This window comes from Prauserella cavernicola, from assembly GCF_016595675.1.
GTDB classification, from domain to species: domain Bacteria; phylum Actinomycetota; class Actinomycetes; order Mycobacteriales; family Pseudonocardiaceae; genus Prauserella_A; species Prauserella_A cavernicola.
In genome coordinates, this window is sequence record NZ_JAENJH010000005.1 from 113,716 (window position 1) to 133,492 (window position 19,777).

The 19,777-nt window shown below is 70.8% G+C and carries 18 protein-coding genes; 3 read left to right on the plus strand and 15 right to left on the minus strand.

Features of this window, described 5'->3' with window-relative positions; all coding sequences use genetic code 11:
* Window position 1 precedes the first annotated feature (1 nt).
* From JHE00_RS20930 to JHE00_RS20950, 5 genes are all read right to left on the minus strand, one after another.
* A complete protein-coding gene (locus JHE00_RS20930) occupies window positions 2-1,429 on the minus strand; it encodes an NCS2 family permease (RefSeq protein WP_307832037.1) in 1,428 nt (475 codons plus the stop codon).
* 87 nt (window positions 1,430-1,516) lie between these two features.
* Window positions 1,517-3,805 carry a xanthine dehydrogenase subunit D gene (pucD, locus tag JHE00_RS20935; RefSeq protein WP_200320705.1) on the minus strand — a complete coding sequence of 763 codons (2,289 nt, stop codon included), beginning with the start codon at window positions 3,803-3,805 and terminating at the stop codon, window positions 1,517-1,519.
* 5 nt (window positions 3,806-3,810) lie between these two features.
* Entirely contained in the window at window positions 3,811-5,145 is a 1,335-nt protein-coding gene (locus JHE00_RS20940) for an 8-oxoguanine deaminase (protein WP_200320707.1), read from the minus strand.
* Window positions 5,142-5,603 carry a (2Fe-2S)-binding protein gene (locus JHE00_RS20945; RefSeq protein WP_200320709.1) on the minus strand — a complete coding sequence of 154 codons (462 nt, stop codon included), beginning with the start codon at window positions 5,601-5,603 and terminating at the stop codon, window positions 5,142-5,144. Before JHE00_RS20945 ends, JHE00_RS20940 begins: the two co-directional genes overlap by 4 nt.
* A complete protein-coding gene (locus JHE00_RS20950; protein ID WP_200320711.1) occupies window positions 5,594-6,457 on the minus strand; it encodes an FAD binding domain-containing protein in 864 nt (287 codons plus the stop codon). The genes JHE00_RS20945 and JHE00_RS20950 overlap by 10 nt, the downstream gene beginning before the upstream one ends.
* A gap of 123 nt (window positions 6,458-6,580) precedes the next feature.
* Here JHE00_RS20950 and JHE00_RS20955 point away from each other — a divergent pair, with 123 nt between their 5' ends.
* Complete coding sequence (locus JHE00_RS20955; protein ID WP_200320713.1) at window positions 6,581-7,990, plus strand: PucR family transcriptional regulator; 1,410 nt, start codon at window positions 6,581-6,583, stop codon at window positions 7,988-7,990.
* A gap of 11 nt (window positions 7,991-8,001) precedes the next feature.
* Here the strand turns inward: JHE00_RS20955 and JHE00_RS20960 are convergent, their stop codons facing one another.
* Genes JHE00_RS20960 through aceB form a run of 3 tightly spaced genes read right to left on the minus strand, consistent with a single transcriptional unit; the run spans window position 8,002 to window position 11,557 of the window.
* The gene (locus JHE00_RS20960) at window positions 8,002-8,763 is read right to left on the minus strand and encodes a LamB/YcsF family protein (protein WP_200321261.1); all 762 of its coding nucleotides are present in this window, start codon (window positions 8,761-8,763) and stop codon (window positions 8,002-8,004) included.
* A gap of 17 nt (window positions 8,764-8,780) precedes the next feature.
* Window positions 8,781-9,983 (minus strand): DUF6986 family protein, encoded by a 1,203-nt coding sequence (locus JHE00_RS20965; protein WP_200320715.1) that lies wholly within the window; start codon window positions 9,981-9,983, stop codon window positions 8,781-8,783.
* Complete coding sequence (gene aceB, locus JHE00_RS20970; protein WP_200320717.1) at window positions 9,983-11,557, minus strand: malate synthase A; 1,575 nt, start codon at window positions 11,555-11,557, stop codon at window positions 9,983-9,985. The genes JHE00_RS20965 and aceB overlap by 1 nt, the downstream gene beginning before the upstream one ends.
* A gap of 98 nt (window positions 11,558-11,655) precedes the next feature.
* On the opposite strand from aceB, the gene JHE00_RS20975 reads away from it, so the two are divergent.
* Window positions 11,656-12,429, plus strand: coding sequence for an IclR family transcriptional regulator (locus JHE00_RS20975; protein WP_200320719.1), 774 nt, complete (start codon window positions 11,656-11,658; stop codon window positions 12,427-12,429).
* Between the two features lie 6 nt (window positions 12,430-12,435).
* Here JHE00_RS20975 and JHE00_RS20980 read toward each other — a convergent pair whose 3' ends face one another.
* From JHE00_RS20980 to ftsY, 7 genes are all read right to left on the minus strand, one after another.
* The gene (locus JHE00_RS20980) at window positions 12,436-12,918 is read right to left on the minus strand and encodes a YbaB/EbfC family nucleoid-associated protein (protein WP_200320721.1); all 483 of its coding nucleotides are present in this window, start codon (window positions 12,916-12,918) and stop codon (window positions 12,436-12,438) included.
* Window positions 12,918-13,700, minus strand: a complete 783-nt coding sequence (locus JHE00_RS35180; protein WP_307832038.1) for a DUF4333 domain-containing protein — start codon at window positions 13,698-13,700, stop codon at window positions 12,918-12,920. The genes JHE00_RS20980 and JHE00_RS35180 overlap by 1 nt, the downstream gene beginning before the upstream one ends.
* A gap of 104 nt (window positions 13,701-13,804) precedes the next feature.
* On the minus strand, window positions 13,805-14,524 hold the full coding sequence (locus JHE00_RS20995; protein ID WP_200320723.1) for a hypothetical protein: 720 nt from the start codon (window positions 14,522-14,524) through the stop codon (window positions 13,805-13,807).
* Entirely contained in the window at window positions 14,521-15,015 is a 495-nt protein-coding gene (locus JHE00_RS21000) for a hypothetical protein (protein ID WP_200320725.1), read from the minus strand. The genes JHE00_RS20995 and JHE00_RS21000 overlap by 4 nt, the downstream gene beginning before the upstream one ends.
* 17 nt (window positions 15,016-15,032) lie before the next feature.
* Entirely contained in the window at window positions 15,033-16,436 is a 1,404-nt protein-coding gene (locus tag JHE00_RS21005) for a putative T7SS-secreted protein (RefSeq protein WP_372440488.1), read from the minus strand.
* The gene (locus tag JHE00_RS21010; protein WP_307832039.1) at window positions 16,433-16,936 is read right to left on the minus strand and encodes a hypothetical protein; all 504 of its coding nucleotides are present in this window, start codon (window positions 16,934-16,936) and stop codon (window positions 16,433-16,435) included. Before JHE00_RS21010 ends, JHE00_RS21005 begins: the two co-directional genes overlap by 4 nt.
* A 91-nt stretch (window positions 16,937-17,027) precedes the next feature.
* Window positions 17,028-18,428, minus strand: coding sequence for a signal recognition particle-docking protein FtsY (gene ftsY / locus JHE00_RS21015; protein ID WP_200320729.1), 1,401 nt, complete (start codon window positions 18,426-18,428; stop codon window positions 17,028-17,030).
* Between the two features lie 133 nt (window positions 18,429-18,561).
* Here ftsY and JHE00_RS21020 point away from each other — a divergent pair, with 133 nt between their 5' ends.
* Window positions 18,562-19,767: an anhydro-N-acetylmuramic acid kinase gene (locus tag JHE00_RS21020; protein WP_200320731.1), complete on the plus strand. Its 1,206-nt coding sequence runs from the start codon at window positions 18,562-18,564 to the stop codon at window positions 19,765-19,767.
* Window positions 19,768-19,777: the final 10 nt, after the last annotated feature.

Sequence of the window (19,777 nt, forward strand, 5' to 3'; positions counted from 1 at the left end):
CTCACAGCAACGCCGTCACGCCCTCGATCGCGAAGTACAGCGCGAACACCGCCGCCAGACCGCCCAGCAGCCAGCCGATCTCGCGGGCCTTTCCCCTGCCCAGCTTGATCACCACAAAAGCGATGAGACCCGCGCCGATGCCGTTGGTGATCGAGTAGGTGAACGGGATCAGCGCAGCGATCAGGAACACCGGGATCGTGAAGTCGGTGTCCTGCCAGGGAATCCGCCTGCACTGCGCCATCATCATGCCGCCGATCACCACCAGCGCGGGCGCCGCGGCCTGCGCGGGCACCACGGCGGCGAGCGGGGTGAGGAACAGCGTCGCCGTGAACAGCGCGCCCGTGACCACACTGGCCAGCCCCGTGCGCGCGCCCTCTCCCACGCCTGCCGCCGACTCGAGGAACACCGTGTTCGGCGACGATCCGGTGACGCCGCCCGCCACCGCGCCGAGGCCGTCGGCGAGCAGGATGCGGCCCATGCCCTCGACCTTGCCCTCGCGCACCAGGCCGGCCTCCTGCGAGACGCTGGTGATCGTGCCCATCGCGTCGAAGAAGCCCGAGAGCACCAGCGTGAACAGGAAGACGCTGGCCAGCACGGCTCCCGCCGACGAGAAGCCGCCGAAGAGGTCGATCTGCCCGAGCAGCCCGAAGTCCGGACTCGCCACGATGTTCTCGGGCACCTCCGGCTCCACCACGCCCCAGCCGTCGACGTCGAACACGCTGTTGACCACCACCGCCAGCACGGTGGCCACGACGATGCTGATCAGCACCGCACCGGGCACGGCCCTGCTCATCAGCACGATCATCAGGAGCAGGCCCACGCAGAAGACCACGATCGGCCAGCCCGCGAGGTGGCCGTCGGTGCCCATGCGCACGGGCACCGTCGAGTTCGCCGCGTCGGGCGTTCGCGTGACGAACCCGGCGCTGACCAGCCCGACGAGCGCGATGTAGAGGCCGATGCCCACGGTGATCGCCGTCTTGAGCGCCAACGGGATCGCGTTGATGATCCGCTCCCGCACGCCGGAGACGGCCATCAGGACGATGCAGAAGCCCTCCAGCACGACGAGCCCGAACGCCTGCGCCCACGTCATCGTCGGCGCCAGCTGGAACGCCACGATGCCGTTGACCCCGAGGCCCGCCGCCAGCGCCAGCGGCGCGTTGCCGATCAGTCCCATGAGGATGGTCGTCACCCCGGCCGCGAGTGCCGTGGCCGTGGTGATCTCCTCGGTGCTGAGTCTGGCCCCGGTGATGTCGGCCGAGGCGCCGAGGATCAGCGGGTTGAGCAGCACGATGTAGCACATCGCGACGAACGTGGTGATGCCGCCGCGGACCTCGCGGCCGATCGTGCTGCCCCGCTGGGAGATGCGGAAGAACCGGTCGAAACGCGGTTCCGGGTTGTCGTGAGGGCGGTCAGTACGCAACTGCGTCACGGTCGCTCCACTACGTCGTGGGGTTCTCCGGGCACGCGGCATCGCCGTGGGCGCCGCTGCGGGCGCCCACGGTGGCCGGGATGGGAATCAGGTGCCGGTGAGGTGTTCCGGGCGCACGGGCACCCGGTCGAGCGCGAGCCCGGTCGCGGCGCGGATCGCGGCGACGATCGCGGGCGTCGACGAGATCGTCGGGGGTTCCCCGACACCTCGCAGTCCGTAGGGAGCGTGCGGGTCGGCCAGCTCCAGCACCTCGATCCGCATCGGCGGCATGTCCAGCACCGTCGGGATGAGGTAGTCGGTGAAGGACGGGTTGCGGATGACGCCGCCCTCGGTCTGGATCTCCTCCATCACGGCGAGCCCGAGGCCCTGCGCCGAGCCGCCCTGGATCTGGCCGAGCACGGCCTGCGGGTTGAGCGCCTTGCCGACGTCCTGCACGCAGTCGAGCGCGACCACCTTCAGCAGGCCGAGCTCGGTGTCCACGTCGACCACCGCACGGTGGGCGGCGAAGCCGTACTGCACGTGGGCGTTGCCTTGTCCGGTCTCGGGATCGAGCGACTCGGTGGGCCGGTGCCGCCACTCGACGGTCCGGTCGAACGCCGCGTCGCCGAGAACGTCCACCAGGTCGGCCAGCACCCCGTCGGTGCGCGAGACGACCTTGCCGCCCCCGACGCTCAGGTCGCCGCGATCGTGACCCAGGATGCGGGCGGCGTGCTCGACGAGCGCCGCGCGCACCTCGAGTGCCGCCGCCCGCACCGCTCCCCCGGTCATGTAGCTCTGCCGCGACGCCGAGGACGATCCCGCGCTGCCGATCGAGGTGTCCATCGGCAGCGTCGTCACCTGCTCCACACCCAGCTCGGTGCGGATGATCTGCTGCAGGATCGTCACGAGCCCCTGACCCACCTCACACGCCGCGGTCTGCACGGTCGCGGCGGGTTCGCCACCGAGCGCCTCGAGCCGCACGCGGGCCGTGGAGTAGTCGTCGAAGCCCTCGGAGAAGCAGATGTTCTTGATGCCCACCGCGTAGCCGACGCCGCGCACGACGCCCTCGCCGTGGGTGGTGTTGGAGACGCCGCCGGGCAGGTGCCGCAGGTCGGGCTCGCCGGAACGGTCGGCGGGCAGCGGCATCGCCCGCAGCCGGGTGAGCAGTTCGTCCACCGGCGCGGCGGAGTCCACGACCTGGCCGGTGGGCAACCGGGTGCCCTCGCTCATCGCGTTGCGCAGCCGCACCTCCACCGGGTCGAGACCGCATGCCCGCGCGAGTCTGTCCATCTGCGACTCGTAGGCGAACGCGGCCTGCACGGCACCGAAGCCGCGCATCGCCCCGCACGGCGGGTTGTTGCTGTAGGTGCCCCAGCAGTCGATGGTCACGTTCGGCACCGAGTAGGGGCCCACGCCGAGTGTCGCCGCGTTGCCCGAGACCGCGCCCGTGGTGGAGGCGTACGCGCCGCCGTCGAGGTACATGCGCGCCCTGACGTAGACCAGCCTGCCGTCGCGATCGGCTCCGTGCTCGTAGTAGAGCGTCGCCGGATGCCGGTGCACGTGGCCGTAGAAGGACTCCTCGCGGTTGTAGACCATCTTCACCGGCTTGCCGGTGTGCAGGGCGAGCAGGCACGCGTGCACCTGGATCGAGAGGTCCTCCCTGCCGCCGAACGCACCGCCGACGCCGCCCAGCGTCAGGCGCACCTTGTCCTTGGGCAGGCCGAGCGCGGCGACGATCTGCTGCTGGTCCACGTGCAGCCACTGCGTCGCGACGAACAGGTCGACGCCACCGTCCTCGGCCGGCACGGCCAGGCCCGACTCGGGACCGAGGAACGCCTGGTCCTGCATACCGACCTCGTAGCGGCCGGTCACCACCACGTCGGCGGTCACGTCCTGCTCGCCGAAGCGGATCGGCACGTGGCGCACCACGTTGCCGCCGGGATGCAGCTCGGGACCCTCGCCCGCGACTGCGGCCTCGGAGTCGGTAACGGGCTCCAGCACCTCGTAGCCCACGTCGATCTTCGCGACGGCCCGCCGCGCGGTCTCCGGGTGATCGGCGGCGACGATCGCCACGGGCTCGCCCTGGTAGCGCACCACGTCCTCGGCGAGCACGGGCTGGTCGGGATGTTCGAGGCCGTAGCGGTTCACGCCGGGCACGTCGGTGTGCGTGAGCACCGCGTACACGCCGGGCAGCGCGAGTGCCGCGGAGATGTCGATTCCCGTGATGTGCGCGTACGGGTGCGGGCTGCGCAGGGTCGCGCCCCACAGCATGTCCTCGTGCCAGAGGTCTGAGGAGTACGCGAATTCGCCACGCACCTTCATCGTCCCGTCGGGGCGCACCGGGCTCGTGCCGATACCCTGCGCCGCGGTGACGTCCGTGCTCTCGGTCGTGGTCATCCTGGTCACCTCAGCCTCCCGCTCGCGGTGCGCAGCTCGGTCGCGATGACGGACTCGTCGGCCGTGCGCAGCTCGCCGCGCTCGACGACGGTCTCGCCGCCCACGAGCAACAGTTCGACGTCCGGCACGGCGCCGAGCACCAGCGCGGCCACGGGGTCCTCGATCCCGGCGTAGCGCAGCCCGTCGAGCCGCCACAGCGTCAGGTCCGCGAGCTTGCCCGGCTCGATCGAGCCCAGCTCGTCCTGCCTGCCTAGGCAGCGAGCGCCGCCCATCGTGCCCATCCACAACGCCTGCCGGACAGTCAGCGCCTGCGGACCGCCGCGTTGACGCGCCTGCAACAGCGCCTGGTGCAGTTCCTCGCCGAGCCCGGCCGACTCGTTGGACGCGGCGCCGTCCACTCCCAGCCCCACGGGCGCACCGGCGTCGAGCAGGTCGCGCGCGGGCGCGATGCCGGTACCGAGCCTGCCGTTGGACGTCGGGCAGTGCGCCGAGCCCGTGCCGGTCTCGCCGAGCCTGCGCACGGCCCCGGGCGCGAGGTGCACGGTGTGGGCGAGCCACACGTCATCGCCCAGCCAGCCGAGTGACTCGGCGTACTCGGCGGGTGTGCAACCCACCTCGGCCAGGCACTGCCGCTCTTCGTCGAGGGTCTCGGCGAGGTGCGTGTGCAGCCGGACTCCCTTGCGCCGCGCCAGTTCCGCGGCCTCCTTCATCAGCCGCTCGCTGACCGAGAACGGTGAGCAGGGGCCCGCCGCGATGCGGATGCGCGCGTTCGGCGAACAGTCGTGGTGGGCGTCGATGGCGCGTTCGGTGCCTGCCAGCGCGGAGTCGGTGTCCTCCACGAGATTGTCCGGCGGCAGGCCGCCGTCGGAGGCACCGCGGTCCATCGAGCCGCGCACGAGATGTCCGCGCACTCCGATCCGGCCGACCGCGGAGACCAGCGCCTCCAGCTGGTCGCCACCCTCGCGCGGGAACACGTAGTGGTGGTCGGCGACCGTGGTGCAGCCGGTGAGCGCCAGGCGTGCGAGCCCGGCGCTGGCGGCGGCGTGCGTGATCCCGGCGTCCAGCCCGCCCCACACCGGATACAGCTCCACCAGCCACTCGAACAGCGTCGAGTCGGCGGCGAGCCCGCGCGTGGCCCACTGGTAGAGGTGGTGGTGGGTGTTGACGAGGCCGGGCGTGACGAGACACCCGGTGCCGTCCACCCTGCGGCCCCCGCCGCGCGGCGCGGGCCCGTCGCCGACGGCGACGATGCGCTCGCCGTCCACGACGACGTGTCCCGAGCGGTACTCGGTGCCGTGGGCGTCGACCGTGGCGATGGCGGCGTTGTCGATGACGATCATCGCGCACCCGCCGCCGTCCGCACCGCGTCGAGGATCTTCTCGTATCCCGTGCAGCGGCAGAGGTTTCCGGCCAGTGCCTCGCGGATCTCCTCGTCGCTCGGGTCGGGTACGCGGTCGAGCAGGTCGTGGGCGGCCACGACGAGCCCCGGCGTGCAGAAGCCGCACTGCACGGCACCGGCGTCCACGAAGGACTGTTGCACCGGGTCCAGCGCCTCACCCTCGGCGAGGCCCTCCACGGTGCGCACCTCGCGCCCCTCGGCCTGCCCGGCCGCGACGAGACACGAACACGCGGGCACGTCGTCGAGGTAGACCGTGCACGATCCGCACTCGCCCTGCTCGCAGGCGTTCTTCGAGCCGGGAAGGCCCAGCCGCTCGCGCAGGACGTAGAGCAGGCTCTCGCCCTCCCACACGTCGTCGGCCTGCCGCCGCTCTCCGTTGACGGTCACGTTCAGGCGCATGCGCGAGCACTCCCTCGATAGGTGTCCCAGGCCCAGGTCAGCGTCCTGCGTGCGAGGACGCCCAGTGCGTGTGTGCGGTACGCGGCGCTGCCGCGCACATCGTCGATCGGGGTCGCGGCGGCGGCCACCAGTTCGGCGAAGCGCCGCTTGAACGAGTCGGCCAGTGGCGCGGGCGCGTCCCACGGCAGCTCGTCGAGCAGGAACCGCTCGGCCTCGGCGACCCGGCGCGGAGTCGGTGCGGCGGAACCGATCGCGGCCCCTGCGTGCCCGTCGCGCAGCACGATCGCGAACGAGCACACGGCGATGACCATCGCGTTGCGGGTACCGATCTTGGCGAACTGCTCGCCGCCGGTGGCGATGGGCAGGTGCACCGCGGTGATGAGCTCGTCGGGCTCCAGCGCGTTGCGTTTCACGCCGGTGTAGAAGTCCTCGGCCGCGAGCGTTCGCCTGCCCCGCACGGAGGCCAGCTCCACGCGCGCACCCGTCGCGAGCAGCACGGGATGGGTGTCGCCCGCGGGCGAGGCCGCGCCGAGGTTGCCGCCGACGGTGCCGCGGTTGCGGATCTGCGGCGAGCCGACGGTGCGCGCCGCCATCGCGAGCCCCGGCAGCACGTCACCGAGCTCGCCGATCAGCCGCGTGTAGGAAACGCCGGCGCCGAGCGAGATCTGTCCGTCCGAACTAGACCATTCGGCGAGCTCACCGATGCGCGTGAGGTCCAGCAGCGCGCCGGGGCGCCGGTGGTCGAAGTTCAGCTCGACCATCACGTCGGTGCCGCCCGCGATCGGCACGGCGTCGGGCCGCTGCGCCTTCACGGCGAGGGCCTCGTCGAGAGTGGTGGGGCGGAGGAAGTCCACGAGACGCTCCAGGAAATCGGGTTGTCGACCAGTAGACCGCCCAGCTCGGAGCGCGGCAACGGCACGAGAGCATGAAACACGGGGCAGCGCACACCGGCATTTCTGTGCTTTCCTACAAATCTGATGACGCTGGTGCGAACGCTGCTGGAGATACCCGAGCTGCGCATGCGATTGCGTGCGGGCTCTGGGTTCCTCGATCGCGAGGTCACCCGCATCTACGGCACCGAACTGCCCGATCCGAGCCGCTACCTCTCCGAGGGCGAGCTCGTGCTGAGCGGCCTGTTGTGGTGGCACGAACCCGGCGACGCGGAGCCGTTCGTGGCCGCGCTAGCGCAGGCCGGGTGTGCCGCGCTGGCCGCGTCGGGCGCCGACTCCGGCGGTATCCCCGACGACCTGGTGACCGCGTGCGAGCGGCACCGGATGCCGCTGCTGGAGGTGCCGGTCGACCTGTCGTTCGCGGTGGTCACCGAGCGGGTGGTGCTGGCGCTGGCCAACGAGGCCGGCGGGGCGCGCAAGCGGTTGCTCTCGGCCGCCGCCGACGACGCGTCACTGGCGGGACTGCTCGCCCATGGCGCCACAGAGCTGGGCGCGCACTGCTGGATCCGCTCGGCCACCGGCCGCGTCGTGGAGGCCAGCGCGCCGGGCCCGCCCGTCGAACGCACGGTGCTGCCGGTGAGCGGACGCGCCGCCGTGCCGTGGTCGCTGGTGGTCGCCGCCGAGCTGGGGCCCGGCCTCGCCGAGGTGGCCGAGGAGCTGGCGAGCCTGGTCGGGCTGGCCAGGGCGCGCGAGGACGAGGTCCGTCGGGTCCAGATGCGCGTGGCCGCGCCGCTCATCGCGTTGCTCGGCGACCCCGCGAGCAACGCGGCGGAGCTGGCGGGCGCGTTCGCCGCGACGGGCCTGCCCGCGGAGCAACCGCTGCGGGTGCTGCTCGCCCGCACCCCCGGCGCGCGCACCGGCACCGAGATCCTCGACGAACTGCTCGCCGGACACCCCGCGCCCGTGTTCGTCGCCGAGACCGGCGAGACGGGGGACGAAGCCTGCGCGCTCGTACTCGCCGACGACTCCTGGCCGCAGGACTGGGCGGAGTCGGCCACCCGCGCGCTGGCGCGACTCGGCGGGGGCCGGATCGTGATCGGGGTCGGCGGACCGGCGACCATGCCGGGACTGCGCGGTGCCGGCGAGGAGGCCCGGCACGCGCTCGGCGCGGCCGTGCGACGCGACGAGCGCGTGGCCGTGGTGGCGGGCGAGGAGATCGGCGTGCACCGGCTGCTGCTCGCGGGCGCGCCCGACGAGCTGCGCCGGGCGCTGCGCGAGCGCACGCTCGGCCCGCTGGCCGGACATCCCGAGCTGCTGCACACCGTGCGCGTGTTCCTGGAGTGCTCCGGTTCGCCCGCGCGAGCCGCGAAAGCGTTGCACGTCCACGTCAACACCCTGCGGTACCGCCTGGCGCGAGCGGGCGAACTGCTCGGCGCCGACCTCACCGACTTCCGCACCCAGGTCGACATCTACCTGGCGCTGTCGGTGGAGAACTGATCCGCCGAGCTCTAGGCGAACGCGCGCAGCTCCACCCCGGCGTCCACGAGGCCCTGCCGCACGCTGCGGGCGATCTCCACGGCTCCCGCCGTGTCGCCGTGCACGCACAGCGAGCGCGGCGCGGCCGCCACGGAGCTGCCGTCGGTCGCCACGACCGTGCCCTCGGTGGCCATGCGCACGCTGCGCCGCACCACCTCACCCGGCTCGTGCACCACTGCGCCGGGAAGCCGCCGCGAGACGAGCCTGCCCTCCGGCGTGTAGGCGCGGTCGGCGAACGCCTCCTGCACACCGGTGAGCCCCTCGGCCTCGGTCTGGCGCAGCAGCTCCGAACCGGGCAGGCCGAGGATCGGCAGCTCGGGGTCGTAGCGCTTGACGGCGTCGACCACGGCGGCGGCCTGCTCGGCGTGGTGCACCACGGCGTTGTAGAGCGCGCCGTGCGGCTTGACGTAGCGCACCCGCGTGCCCGCGATCTTCGCGAACCCCTCCAGCGCGCCGATCTGGTAGATGACGTCGTTGACCAGTTCGTGCGGGTCCATGTCGATGAACCGGCGACCGAACCCGGCGAGGTCTCGGTAGCCCACCTGCGCGCCGATCACCACGCCGCGCTCGGCGGCCCGCTCGGTCACCTTGCGCAGCACCGAGGGGTCGCCCGCGTGGAAGCCGCACGCCACGTTGGCACTGGTCACGATGTCGAGCAGCGCGTCGTCGTCGGTGAGGGGCCACATGCCGAAGCCCTCGCCGAGGTCGCTGTTGAGGTCGATCGCGTTGTTCACGTTGTCCGCCACGGCCGTCAGCGTAGGCGGCGCACCAGCCCGTCGAGCGCGGCCCGGTCGAGCGTCGTCAGTTCGGTCACCTCGGCCTGCGTCACGGCGCCGCAGTCGAGCCCCCGCACGAGGTACGCGGCGAGCGCCTGCGCGGTGGCCGGTTCGTCCAGCACCGCGCCCTCGGTGCGGCGCACGTAGTCGCGCACGCGCACCGCGGCCGAGGGCAGGGTGGCGCGGAAGAACGTGTACGTCGCGGCGTAGCGGCTCGGCAGCTGGTGCGGGTGCAGGTCCCAGCCCTGGTAGAGACCACGCTCCAGCGACCGGCGCACCAGTCGCAGGTGCTCGGCCCATGCCTCGCGCACCGCCTCGGCGTCGCCCACCGGCAGCCGGTTGGTGGAGCCGTCGGACAGGCGCACCCCGGTGCCCGCGGCGGCCACCTGCATCAGGTCCTTCGCGAAGTCGGCCGCCGGGTGGTCCATGCTCTGGTAGGCGCCGCTCACCCCGAGCCCCGCGGTGTAGTCGTAGGTACCGAAGTGCAGGCCACTGCACCGGCCCCCGGCGGCGCGCACGATGCGCGGCAACGCGACACCGCCGTCCGGCCCGAGCACCGACTGTGCCGTCTCGATCTGCACCTCGAAGCGCAGCGTCCCGGCCGCGAGCCCGTGGACCTTCTCCAGCTCGCTCAGCACCTCGGCACACGCCTCGACCTGTTCGATCGCCGTCACCTTCGGCAGCGTGAGCACGAACCCCGGCGGCGGCTCGCCCAGCTCACCGAGGAACACGTCGAGCGTGCGGATGGCCCGCCTGCGCGTCGGCGCCTCGAAGCTCTTGAACCGGATGCCGACGAACGGTGGGGACTCCGAGGAGGCCAGCTCGCGCGCCACGCGGACGGCCTCGGCGTCCTCCGCCTCGTCGCCGGGATGGCCGTAGCCGTCCTCGAAATCGAGCCGCAGGTCCTCGATGGGCTGCGTGCGCAGCTTCTCGCGCACCCGCTCCAGCACGTCGGCGGAGATGTCGAGCGCCTCGCCGTGCTCGGCGAGCACGGCCAGCGCGCGTTCGCCCCACTCGGCGCACAACCGCGCGTGGTAGGCGTTCGCGGGCACGTAGACGGTGTGCACGGGTTGCCTGCCCGCCGGCTCCCCCGGGTAGTCGGCGGCGACGCGCGCGTCCGCCTCGGCGAGCCTCGCGTCGACGCGGTCGTAGAACTCCCCGGGCAGCCGGCCCGCCACTACTTGATCCGCTCGTAGGCGGGCAGGGTCAGGAAGTCGGCGAACTGCTCGGCGAGCGCGACCTCCTCGAACAGCTCCACCGCCTGCGCCAGCGTGTCCGCATCGACCACATCGGACAGTTCAGAGCGCACGTCGGCCAGCACCGAGCGCACCAGCTCTTCGGTCACCGTCTCGCCCGAGTCGAGCGTCACGCCGTTCTTGATCCACTGCCACACCTGCGAGCGCGAGATCTCCGCGGTCGCGGCGTCCTCCATGAGGTTGTGGATCGCGGCGGCGCCGTTGCCGGAGAGCCACGACGCGAGGTAGCGCACGCCGACGTCCACCGCGCCGCGCAGGCCCGCCATCGTCGCCGAGCCCTCGGTGGCGGCGATGTCGAGCAGCTCCTCCGCGGTCACCGACACGTCCTCACGCAGCCGGTCGAGCTGGTTGGGCCGGTCGCCGAGGACCTTGTCGAACTCCTCCTCGCAGAGCCCGACCATGCCGGGGTGGGCCACCCACGAGCCGTCGAAGCCGTCGCGGGCCTCGCGCGCCTTGTCGTCGTGGACCTTGGCCATGGCCTTCTCGCTGACCTCGGGGTCCTTGCTCGGGATGAACGCGGCCATGCCGCCGATCGCGAACGCGCCGCGCTTGTGGCACGTGCGCACCAGCAGTTCGGTGTAGGCGCGCATGAACGGCGCCGTCATCGTCACGCTGTTGCGGTCGGGCAGCACGAACCGCTCGCCGGCGTCGCGGAAGTACTTGATGATGCTGAACAGGTAGTCCCACCGGCCCGCGTTGAGGCCCGACGCGTGCTCGCGCAGCTCGTAGAGGATCTCCTCCATCTCGAACGCGGCGGGGATGGTCTCGATCAGCACCGTGGCGCGGATGGTGCCGTGCTCGACACCCAGCGTCTTCTCCGCGTGGGTGAACACGTCGTTCCAGAGCCGGGCCTCAAGGTGGCTCTCCATCTTCGGCAGGTAGAAGTACGGGCCACGACCTCGGTTGAGCAACTCCTTCGCGTTGTGGAAGAAGTACAGGCCGAAGTCCACGAGCGCACCGACCGCGGCACGCCCGTCGACCTCGATGTTGCGCTCGTCGAGGTGCCAGCCACGCGGACGGACCACAATGGTGGCGTGTTCGACGTCGTCGCGAAGCGCGTAGTGCTTGCCGTTCGCGTCGAGCTCGATGGTTTCCCTGATCGCATCGGAGAGGTTCACGTGGCCCGAGACGACGTTCGCCCAGTGCGGGGTGTTGGCGTCCTCGAAGTCGGCGAGCCACACCTTGGCGCCCGAGTTCAGCGCGTTGATGGTCATCTTGCGGTCGGTGGGACCGGTGATCTCGACCCTGCGGTCGCGCAGCGCGGCGGGAGCCTCGGCCACCTGCCACTCCGACTCGCGGACCTGCTTGGTCTCGGGCAGGAAGTCCAGCCTGCCGGTGCGTTTGGCCTCGTCGCGGCGCTGGGTGCGAGCCTCGAGCAGCGTGTCCCTCGTCGCGGCGAAGGCGTCGTGGAGGCCGCCGAGGAACCGCAGCGCTTCCTCGGTCAACACCTCGTCGCCCCGCTCGACGGCGTTGCCGAGGACCCGGACATCAGACATGCGAACACCTCAGAGTCAGCTCAGGATAACGATCATCTTGTTTTACATGTCGGACTATAGTTTCTACATTGCGGAAGCTCAACGGGAGAGGAGACGGAGTGGCCCCCGAGAGGTCAGGTAACGGTGGGGTGCAGTCGCTGCAACGCGCCTTCGAGCTGCTGGAGCGGCTCGCGGACGCGGGGGGCGAAGCGAGCCTCTCGGAGCTGGCGACGTCGTCCGGACTGCCCATGCCCACGATCCACCGGCTGATCCGCACGCTCGTCGCGCTCGGGTACGTCCGGCAGAACACCAACCGCCGCTACGCGCTCGGCGCCAGGCTGATCCGGCTCGGCGAGAACGCGAGCCTGCAGTTCGGCACGTGGGCGCGGCCGCTGCTGGCCGAACTGGTGGACGAGGTCGGCGAGACGGCGAACCTGGCGGTGCTGGAACGCGACGAGGTCGTGTACGTGTCTCAGGTGCCGTCGAAGCACTCGATGCGCATGTTCACCGAGGTCGGCCGCAGGCTCCTGCCACACGGCACCGGCGTGGGCAAGGCCATCCTCGCCGGGCTGCCGGCCGAGGAGGTGCGGGCGCTGCTCGGACGCACGGGAATGCCGTCCTACACCGAGCACACCCACACCGACGTGGACAAGTTCCTCCGCCACCTCGCCAGGATCGCCAAGCAGGGCTACGCGCTGGACGAGAGCGAACAGGAACTCGGCGTGCGCTGCCTGGCGGTACCGGTTGAGGGCGCGCCGACCCCGGCCGCGGTGTCGGTGTCCGGCCCGGAGGGCAGGCTGACGAAGGAGGCGGTCACGCGCATCGCACCGGTCGTGCAGCGCATCGCCTCGGAACTGTCGGAGCAGCTGTCCTCGCACGACCTCACGGCCTGAGGCGGCTCAACGGTCCTCGGGTGAGCTGAAGACGTCGAAGTCGGTGAAGAAGTCCTCGTCGTCAGTTCCACCGCCGCGCCTGGCCGCTGGAACTGGCGCGGCGATGGGCCGCGAACGCTGGTCGCCGAAGAGCCGCTCGTCAGATTCGAGCACCCGGTCCAACAGCTCGGAGCTGCCCAAACCCTGCCGCACGATCTCCGCCTGCCGCCTGGCCGCCTCGGCGACGGCTGCGGCGATCGTCTGCCGCACCGTAGCGGACAAGGCCTGGGGCGAGACCTCGCGGACCCCGTCGGCGAACGTCACCGACGTGATCGCCCCACCCGGACCAGCGACGACGGTTACCACACCGTCAGGTGACGTGGCGGTGGCGTCGGCCGACTTGAGGTCCTGCTCCATGCGCCGGTACGCCTCGGCCCGCCTGCGGTTGTCGGCCGCCGCACTGTCCAACGCCTCGATCCTGCGCAGCAGCTGCGCTGCGAACTCAGTCATCACGCCCCCTCAGGCCGGACGGTGGACAGGAAGTCCTGAAAATCGCCGACCAGCTGGTCGAACTGCTCGGGTAGTGCGCTCAACACCACCTGAGTCACGGCCCTCCGGCTCGGGTCACCGGTGTCGGCCATGCCGATGAACGCCTGCAGCTGAACGAGGTACAGCTGCTTGCCCTCATACGGGATCGACAGCCGCACCGCCTGTGTCAGGCCGGGGTTGTCGTCGGTGCCCACCTCGTTGCGCTTGCCGAGCTCCACGTCGGACGCTCCGGCACGCAAGTCGTCCAGCGCCTGGTCGGCGGCCCGGGTCAGTGGCTCGTCGGCACTGCGCACATCGCCGGTGATGGTGATGTTGGCGGTGAACCCTTTACTTGAGGCGGGATGCACTGCGACGAACGCGGCGCCCTCGGCATTGACCTCCTTCGGCGGCACCGAACGCCAGCCGTCCGGCAGGGAGAACTCAATCGGCACCGGCAGCGTGGAGACCGTACTCATGTTCCCTTTTCCTTCCGTCGGCGCGGCTTTGACCTCGTCGTCGACCTGGATGTCTAGCTTGGCCTTGCCCTTGTCGTACGAGGTGACCGTGACCGTGAATCCGACGCTGCCGCCATCCTCGGCGGTGAGATCGCACCGCGCGGACTCGCCTTGCTTGGCCGCAAGCGGGCCAGGACACTCGACGGAGGCGGGCCGTTGGCCCGCCATCTCGGTGAGCGCCTCGGTGGAGCGCTCTTCCAGTTCATGCTTGGTCAGCGTCGGTTCGGCGGGCTCACCGGATGAGGTCACAGTGGCCGTGCACGCTCCAAGAGTCAGAGCTGCGCACGCGCTCACGAGTGCGGCCATTCTTGCGGGCCGGAACATCCTGGACACGTCCTTCGACATCGTGGTGGTCACGCCCAAACGGCAGCAGGCATGCGGTCGAGAATGTCGCAGCGCAGGTCGAGCGCCGGAATGAGCTCACGAGGATCGCGATGCTCGCTGATCGCGTCGAACACTTCGAGTTGGTCGCCGATCAGCATGAAGCCGCGCAACCGGGCCTGCCCCTCCAACAGATACTGGACCAGATCAGGGCTCAGCGCCGCCGTCGCGAACTGCGCGTTCTTGGTCCGCACGTCGAATCTCGCGTCGAAATCCGGATCACCGCTCTGCACGTCTCCGGTGCCGATCATGTCGTTGACACCGCTCGCCATCGGAACGACCTTCTGCACCGTCAGGGCGGGCCGTGCGACAGGCGTGCGGACCCAGATAGCACGGTGTGACGTGTACTGGCCCTTGTGAAGCGTGTCGAACACCGCTGCGACGAACGGCCTGCCGCGGTGCACGCCGGTGATGACCATTCTTGCAGCCTTTGCGTGTGGTGGCGCCACGAATGGCTCGAGCACGTATGGCTGCGTGTGCTGCTGGTAGAGCTGGTTGTAGAAAGGTACGAGGTCGTCATCGCGCTCGGCGTAGGTCCACCCACGTCGCGGCAATTCCTCGGCCATCCGCCCTTCCCAGCCCTCAGTCTTGGCCGAAACCGCACGGTTCACCTTGCTAATGAGGAAACCGAGCCCTCCGAGTAGGACGAGGCCGCCGACGACCGAAATGGCGATGATGATGCCAGTGCTCATACTGTCCTCTTCTCGGGACGGATGGTCGACAGAAACCTCTGGAAGTCCTCGACCAGCCGCGCGAACTGCTCTGGCAGACCGCTGAAGACCACGTGCAAGACCACGCGACGGTTATCGTCGTGCAAGTCCCGCATCCCAATAAACACCTGTAACTGGACGATCTGCGTAGGTACGCCGGCGACCGTCGCGGCGAAACGCACGGCCTGAGTGAAGCCGGGGTTGTCCGTAGACCCGACCTCGTTGCGTCGTCCCACTTGGACGCTCGAGCTCTCCTGTCGCAGCCGCTCAACTGCCTCGGCGGCGATCTCCGCCAACTCCACCTCCACCTCACGAATCTCGCCGCTGATGGTGATGTTGGCCGTGAATCCCTGGCGCGAAGCTGGGTGTAGCGCCACGAACGCTGCTCCACCAGCACTGACGGAGCTCGGAACCACCGACTGCCAGCCCTCGGGCAACGAGAACTCGATCGGCACTGGGATGGTCGCTACCACGCTGTCTCCGTATCCGTTTAGAAGAGTCCGCCGACGAAGTCGACGACGCCCTCTGCGGCGTCGGCGACACCACCGGCGACGTCCGACGCGACTTCGCCCACATCGTCGGCCACGCCTTGCACGGTGTCCACGACCTCGCCCGGGTCGATCGCGATGTCAAAGCCCAGAGAGGCACCGACCCCCACAGTGAGCCCCGCCGACGCACCGATGTGGAACTTGCCGTCGTCACCCATTCCGAACTGACCGCTCGCCTCGGCGCCGAGCCCATAGCGCACCTCGGCGTGGCCGCCCGCGTTGACGCCCGCGATCTCGGCGTTGCCGTCGACACCCGCCTGGCCTCCAACAAAACCGCCCACCCTGCCCTGTGCGCCGGTGAGCCCGATCGATCCCTCAGCGGAGGCCTCCGCGCCGACCGACGCCTCGGCGGTGCCCGAGAGCGACGTGTGCTCGCCGTAGTTCAGCTCCCCCTGAGCGCTGCCTTTCGCCAGGTAAGCCTCAGCGCTCGCCCCGGCCTCAACACCCAGCGCGCTCGCACTCGCATGCGCGTCGGCGCCCGCCCCGAGCAGTGAGCCTTCCAGCTTGCCGCTGCCCGCCCAATCACCGCTGTCGAACTCGCCCTCGACACCCCCGCCGAGCACGTCGACATTCGCCGAGCCCTCCCACTCTTTCGTCGGTATGTCGATGCCGAACTGCTCGAGGGTCTCCTTGACCGCGTCGTGCAACATTCCTTCGGATTGGCTGCCCCACTGCCCACTCCAACTGCTGCCGCCACGGTGCCGCTGCCAACCACCCGGGTCCTCCTCGACCCATTGGCCGCTCTCCGGGTCCCACCGCCGCTGTTTGTCACGCCGGGAACTGCCCCACTCAGTGCCACCGATGTCCTTCTTGAATCCACCCTCGCCGTCCGGCTCGAGACCGAACATCCTGGCCGCGCCATCACCCGCCTGCTCGAGCAGGCCACGCGCGTTGTCCAGCACCGCCTGGGCTTCCTGTGCCAGGGTCTCGCCGGGGTCGGAGAACGCCGCTCGCACCTCGTTCGCGGTGGAGCTCTGCGCCCACGCTTCGTACTGCGCCGCTGCGGCGCGGGATGCTGCCTGCGCCTGCGTGAACATCTCGATCGCCCGCTGGGCCTCGCCCTGACCCCAGACCAGCACGTCTGCGTAGTCGGCGAGCGCCTTACCTCCCTGGTTGGCGCGGTCAACGGCCTCGAACCATCTCGGCGGCTCAGCGGTGAACACATCGCGAAACGCAGTCGCCGCCTCGCCCGCCCACGAGCCCGCATCGACCCCTGAGAGGCCCTCACCAGTGGTGCCGAGCGCATCGATATTGATCGCCAGGTCACGGAGGTCACCGGTGATCAGCTCTGGTTCTCCAGGGATCAGTTCCTTGGGATCGGTGGTCTGCCCTAGCTCGGCAATCAGGACTGGATCCCGCTGTCCTCATGACCGGCCGGGTCGGTGTCGGGCTTGTCCATGCCCTGCGACTCAGCCAGCGCCCGTGCGCGTTGGGGGCTCATGACCCCGCCCGGTGCGTCGCCGGTCTCGTCCTGGCCGGCGCTGGAGAGCACATCGGCGATCCCGCCGGCGAATCCACCACCCGGCACGACGCTCGGATCGAGCCCGTCACCGTCCAGCAGGTCGCCGAGTCCGTCAACGACTCCTCCGACGTCGGCCTCGTTCGCGAGATACCTGCCGGCGGCAACGCGCAGGCCCTCGCCGTGTTCAGTCGCCTTTCCGTAAAGGATCTCCACCTGGCGCTGGGCGTTCTCGATGAAATCGGCCCAGCCCCGCTGGACGCCAGAGTGCCCGTACTCGCCGCTGGGCCCACGCCAGAGCAGCTGCAGCACGCCGCCCGCCACATCGTCGATCTTGCCCGCCGCCTGCCGCAGTTCCTCCGGGACGGCTCCGAACCCACCGGTCACGCAGAACAGCGTGCAGACAGCGCGGTCACCGCGCGGACGAATCGCACGGTTTACACCCGATCAAGGGACCCCCGGCCCCTCGCGTCGCAGGTCAGCCGAGCAGCGCGTCGACGAAGGCCTCGGGCTCGAACGGAGCGAGGTCGTCAGGGCCCTCGCCGAGTCCGACGAGCTTCACCGGCACGCCCAGCTCGCGCTGCACCTGGAACACGATGCCGCCGCGCGCGGTGCCGTCGAGCTTGGTCAGCACGATGCCCGTCACGTCGACGACCTCGGAGAACACGCGGGCCTGCGTGAGCCCGTTCTGGCCCGTGGTCGCGTCGAGCACCAGCAGCACCTCGTCGACCACGGCCTGCTTCTCCACGACGCGCTTGACCTTGCCGAGCTCGTCCATGAGGCCCGTCTTGGTGTGCAGCCTGCCCGCGGTGTCCACGAGCACGGCGTCCACACCGGCGTCGATGCCGCGTTTGACGGCGTCGAACGCGACCGAGGCCGGGTCGGCGCCCTCCTTGCCGCGCACGACCTCGGCGCCGACGCGCTCCGACCACGTCTGCAGCTGGTCGGCCGCGGCCGCACGGAAGGTGTCGGCCGCGCCGAGCAGCACCCCGCGGCCCTGCGCCACGAGCACACGCGCGAGCTTGCCGGTGGTGGTGGTCTTTCCCGTGCCGTTGACGCCGGTGACCAGCACGACCGCTGGCTGCTTGGTGCCGTCGACGGTGTGCGGCAGCGCGCGCACGGACCGGTCCGTGGCGGGCGTGAGCGCGTCGATGAGCACCTCGCGCAGCAACGCCCTCGCGTCGTCGGCGGTGCGGACACCGCGGGTCGACAGCTCCGAGCGCAGGCGCTCCACGATCTCGGTGGTGGTCGCCGCGCCGAGGTCCGCGATCAGCAGGGTGTCCTCGACGTCCTGCCACGAGTCCTCGTCGAGGTCTCCAGCGCCGAGCAGGCCGAGCAGGCCCTGGCCGAGCGCCGAGCGGGACTTCGACAGCCGTCCGCGCAGCCGCTCCATGCGGCCCGAGGCGGACGGCACCTCCTCAAGCTCCGGCTCCGGCTCCGGCGCGGTCTCCGGCTCCGGAGTGGGGGCGGGCTCCGGCACGGCGGGCGCCTCGGGCTCGGCCACCGGCTCGTCGGACTTGTCCTCGACCGGAGCCGCCTGCTCGGGCACGGCGGACTGCTCGTCCGGCAGACCGACGTCCACGATGCCGCGGCGAGGCGTGTCCCTCGGCACGGCGGCGTCGTCGCCGACGCCGGGCTCACCGTCGGTCTCGGTGCGCTCCTCCGCCGGATGCTCGGGAGCCTCGACTCCACCCGACGAGAACGCGAAGCCGCCTTCGGCCTGGTAACGACCGCCCTTGGGCTTCTCCTCCGGCTCACGCTCGAGGCTGATCCTGCGCTTGTTGCGCGCGACGATGAGCCCGGCGACGAGCGCGACCAGCAGAACGACGGCCGCGACGGCGATGATCCAGATCAAGGTGGTGCTCGACACGACAGTCATCCTCGCATCCGTCGACAGGGCGAGCCTGGCAACCCTTGAGGAAGCGTGGGAACTTAACGTCCGACGAACTTTTCCAGAGAATATTTCACCGAAAGTCTTGCCACAGTGGGCTGACCTGGACTAGACCACTGCCGTGGCGGATTCCAATGGTGCACCCGTGCGCGTGGCCGGGCTCCTCTCCGGCACGTCGATCGACGGTATCGACGTGGCGCTCGCCGACGTGCGCGCGGAGGGCGACGGCCTGGTCCTCACGCCGCTCGGCCATCTCGAGGAGCCCTACCCCGACGCCCTGCGCGCCGACCTCCTCGCCGCCCTGCCGCCAGGTCCGTGCACGGCCGAGCAACTGACCAGGCTCGACACCCGGGTCGGGCAGGCCTTCGCCGCGGCGGCGAGACGGGCGCTCGACGAGCTGGGCCCGGCAACGCTCGTCGCCTCACTCGGCCAGACGGTGTTCCACTGGGTCGAGGACGGTCGCGCACGCGGCACGCTGCAGCTGGGCCAGCCCGCGTGGATCGCCGAGCACACCGGCCTGCCCGTGGTCGCCGACCTGCGTGTGCGTGACGTCGCCGCGGGCGGGCACGGCGCACCGCTGGCCAGCACACTCGACGGGCTGTGGCTGCGCGGCCTCGCCGACGAGCGTGGCGAACCCGCCGCGGCGCTCAACATCGGCGGCATCGCCAACCTCACCGTCGTCCAGCCAGGCGGCGACGTCCTCGCCTACGACACCGGCCCCGGCAACGCGCTGCTCGACGCGGCCGCGGCCGAGCTCACCGGCGGCGCCGCGCGCAGCGACGTGGACGGAGCTCTCGCCGCGCGGGGCGAGGTCCGGCCCGACCTGCTCGAGCGTCTGCTCGCCGATCCCTACTACGCCGCGGCCGCGCCCAAGTCGACCGGCAAGGAACACTTCCACTCCGGCTACCTGCGCGACGCCGTCGCGGGACTGCCCACCGTCACCGGGCCCGATCTGCTGGCCACGCTCACCGAGCTGACCGCGGCGACCATCGCGCGCGAATGCGAACGGCACCACGTGCGCACCGTGGTCGCCTCGGGCGGCGGAATCCGCAACCCGGTTCTACTGCGCGCACTCGCCGCGAGGCTTACCGTCGTGCCCAGCGACGAGCTCGGCCTTCCCGCCGACGCCAAGGAGGCCTACCTGACCGCCCTGCTGGGGTGGCTGGCCTGGCACGGCGTGCCGGCGAACGTGCCGGGCGCGACGGGCGCGCGCGGACCCCGGCTGCTCGGCAGCTTCACCCCCGGCTCCTCCCCGCTCGTGCTGCCATCGCCGCTACGGACGGTGCCCTCACGTTTGCGGGTAGCGAAGACCTCCGAGAAACGGTAGGAGATACCAG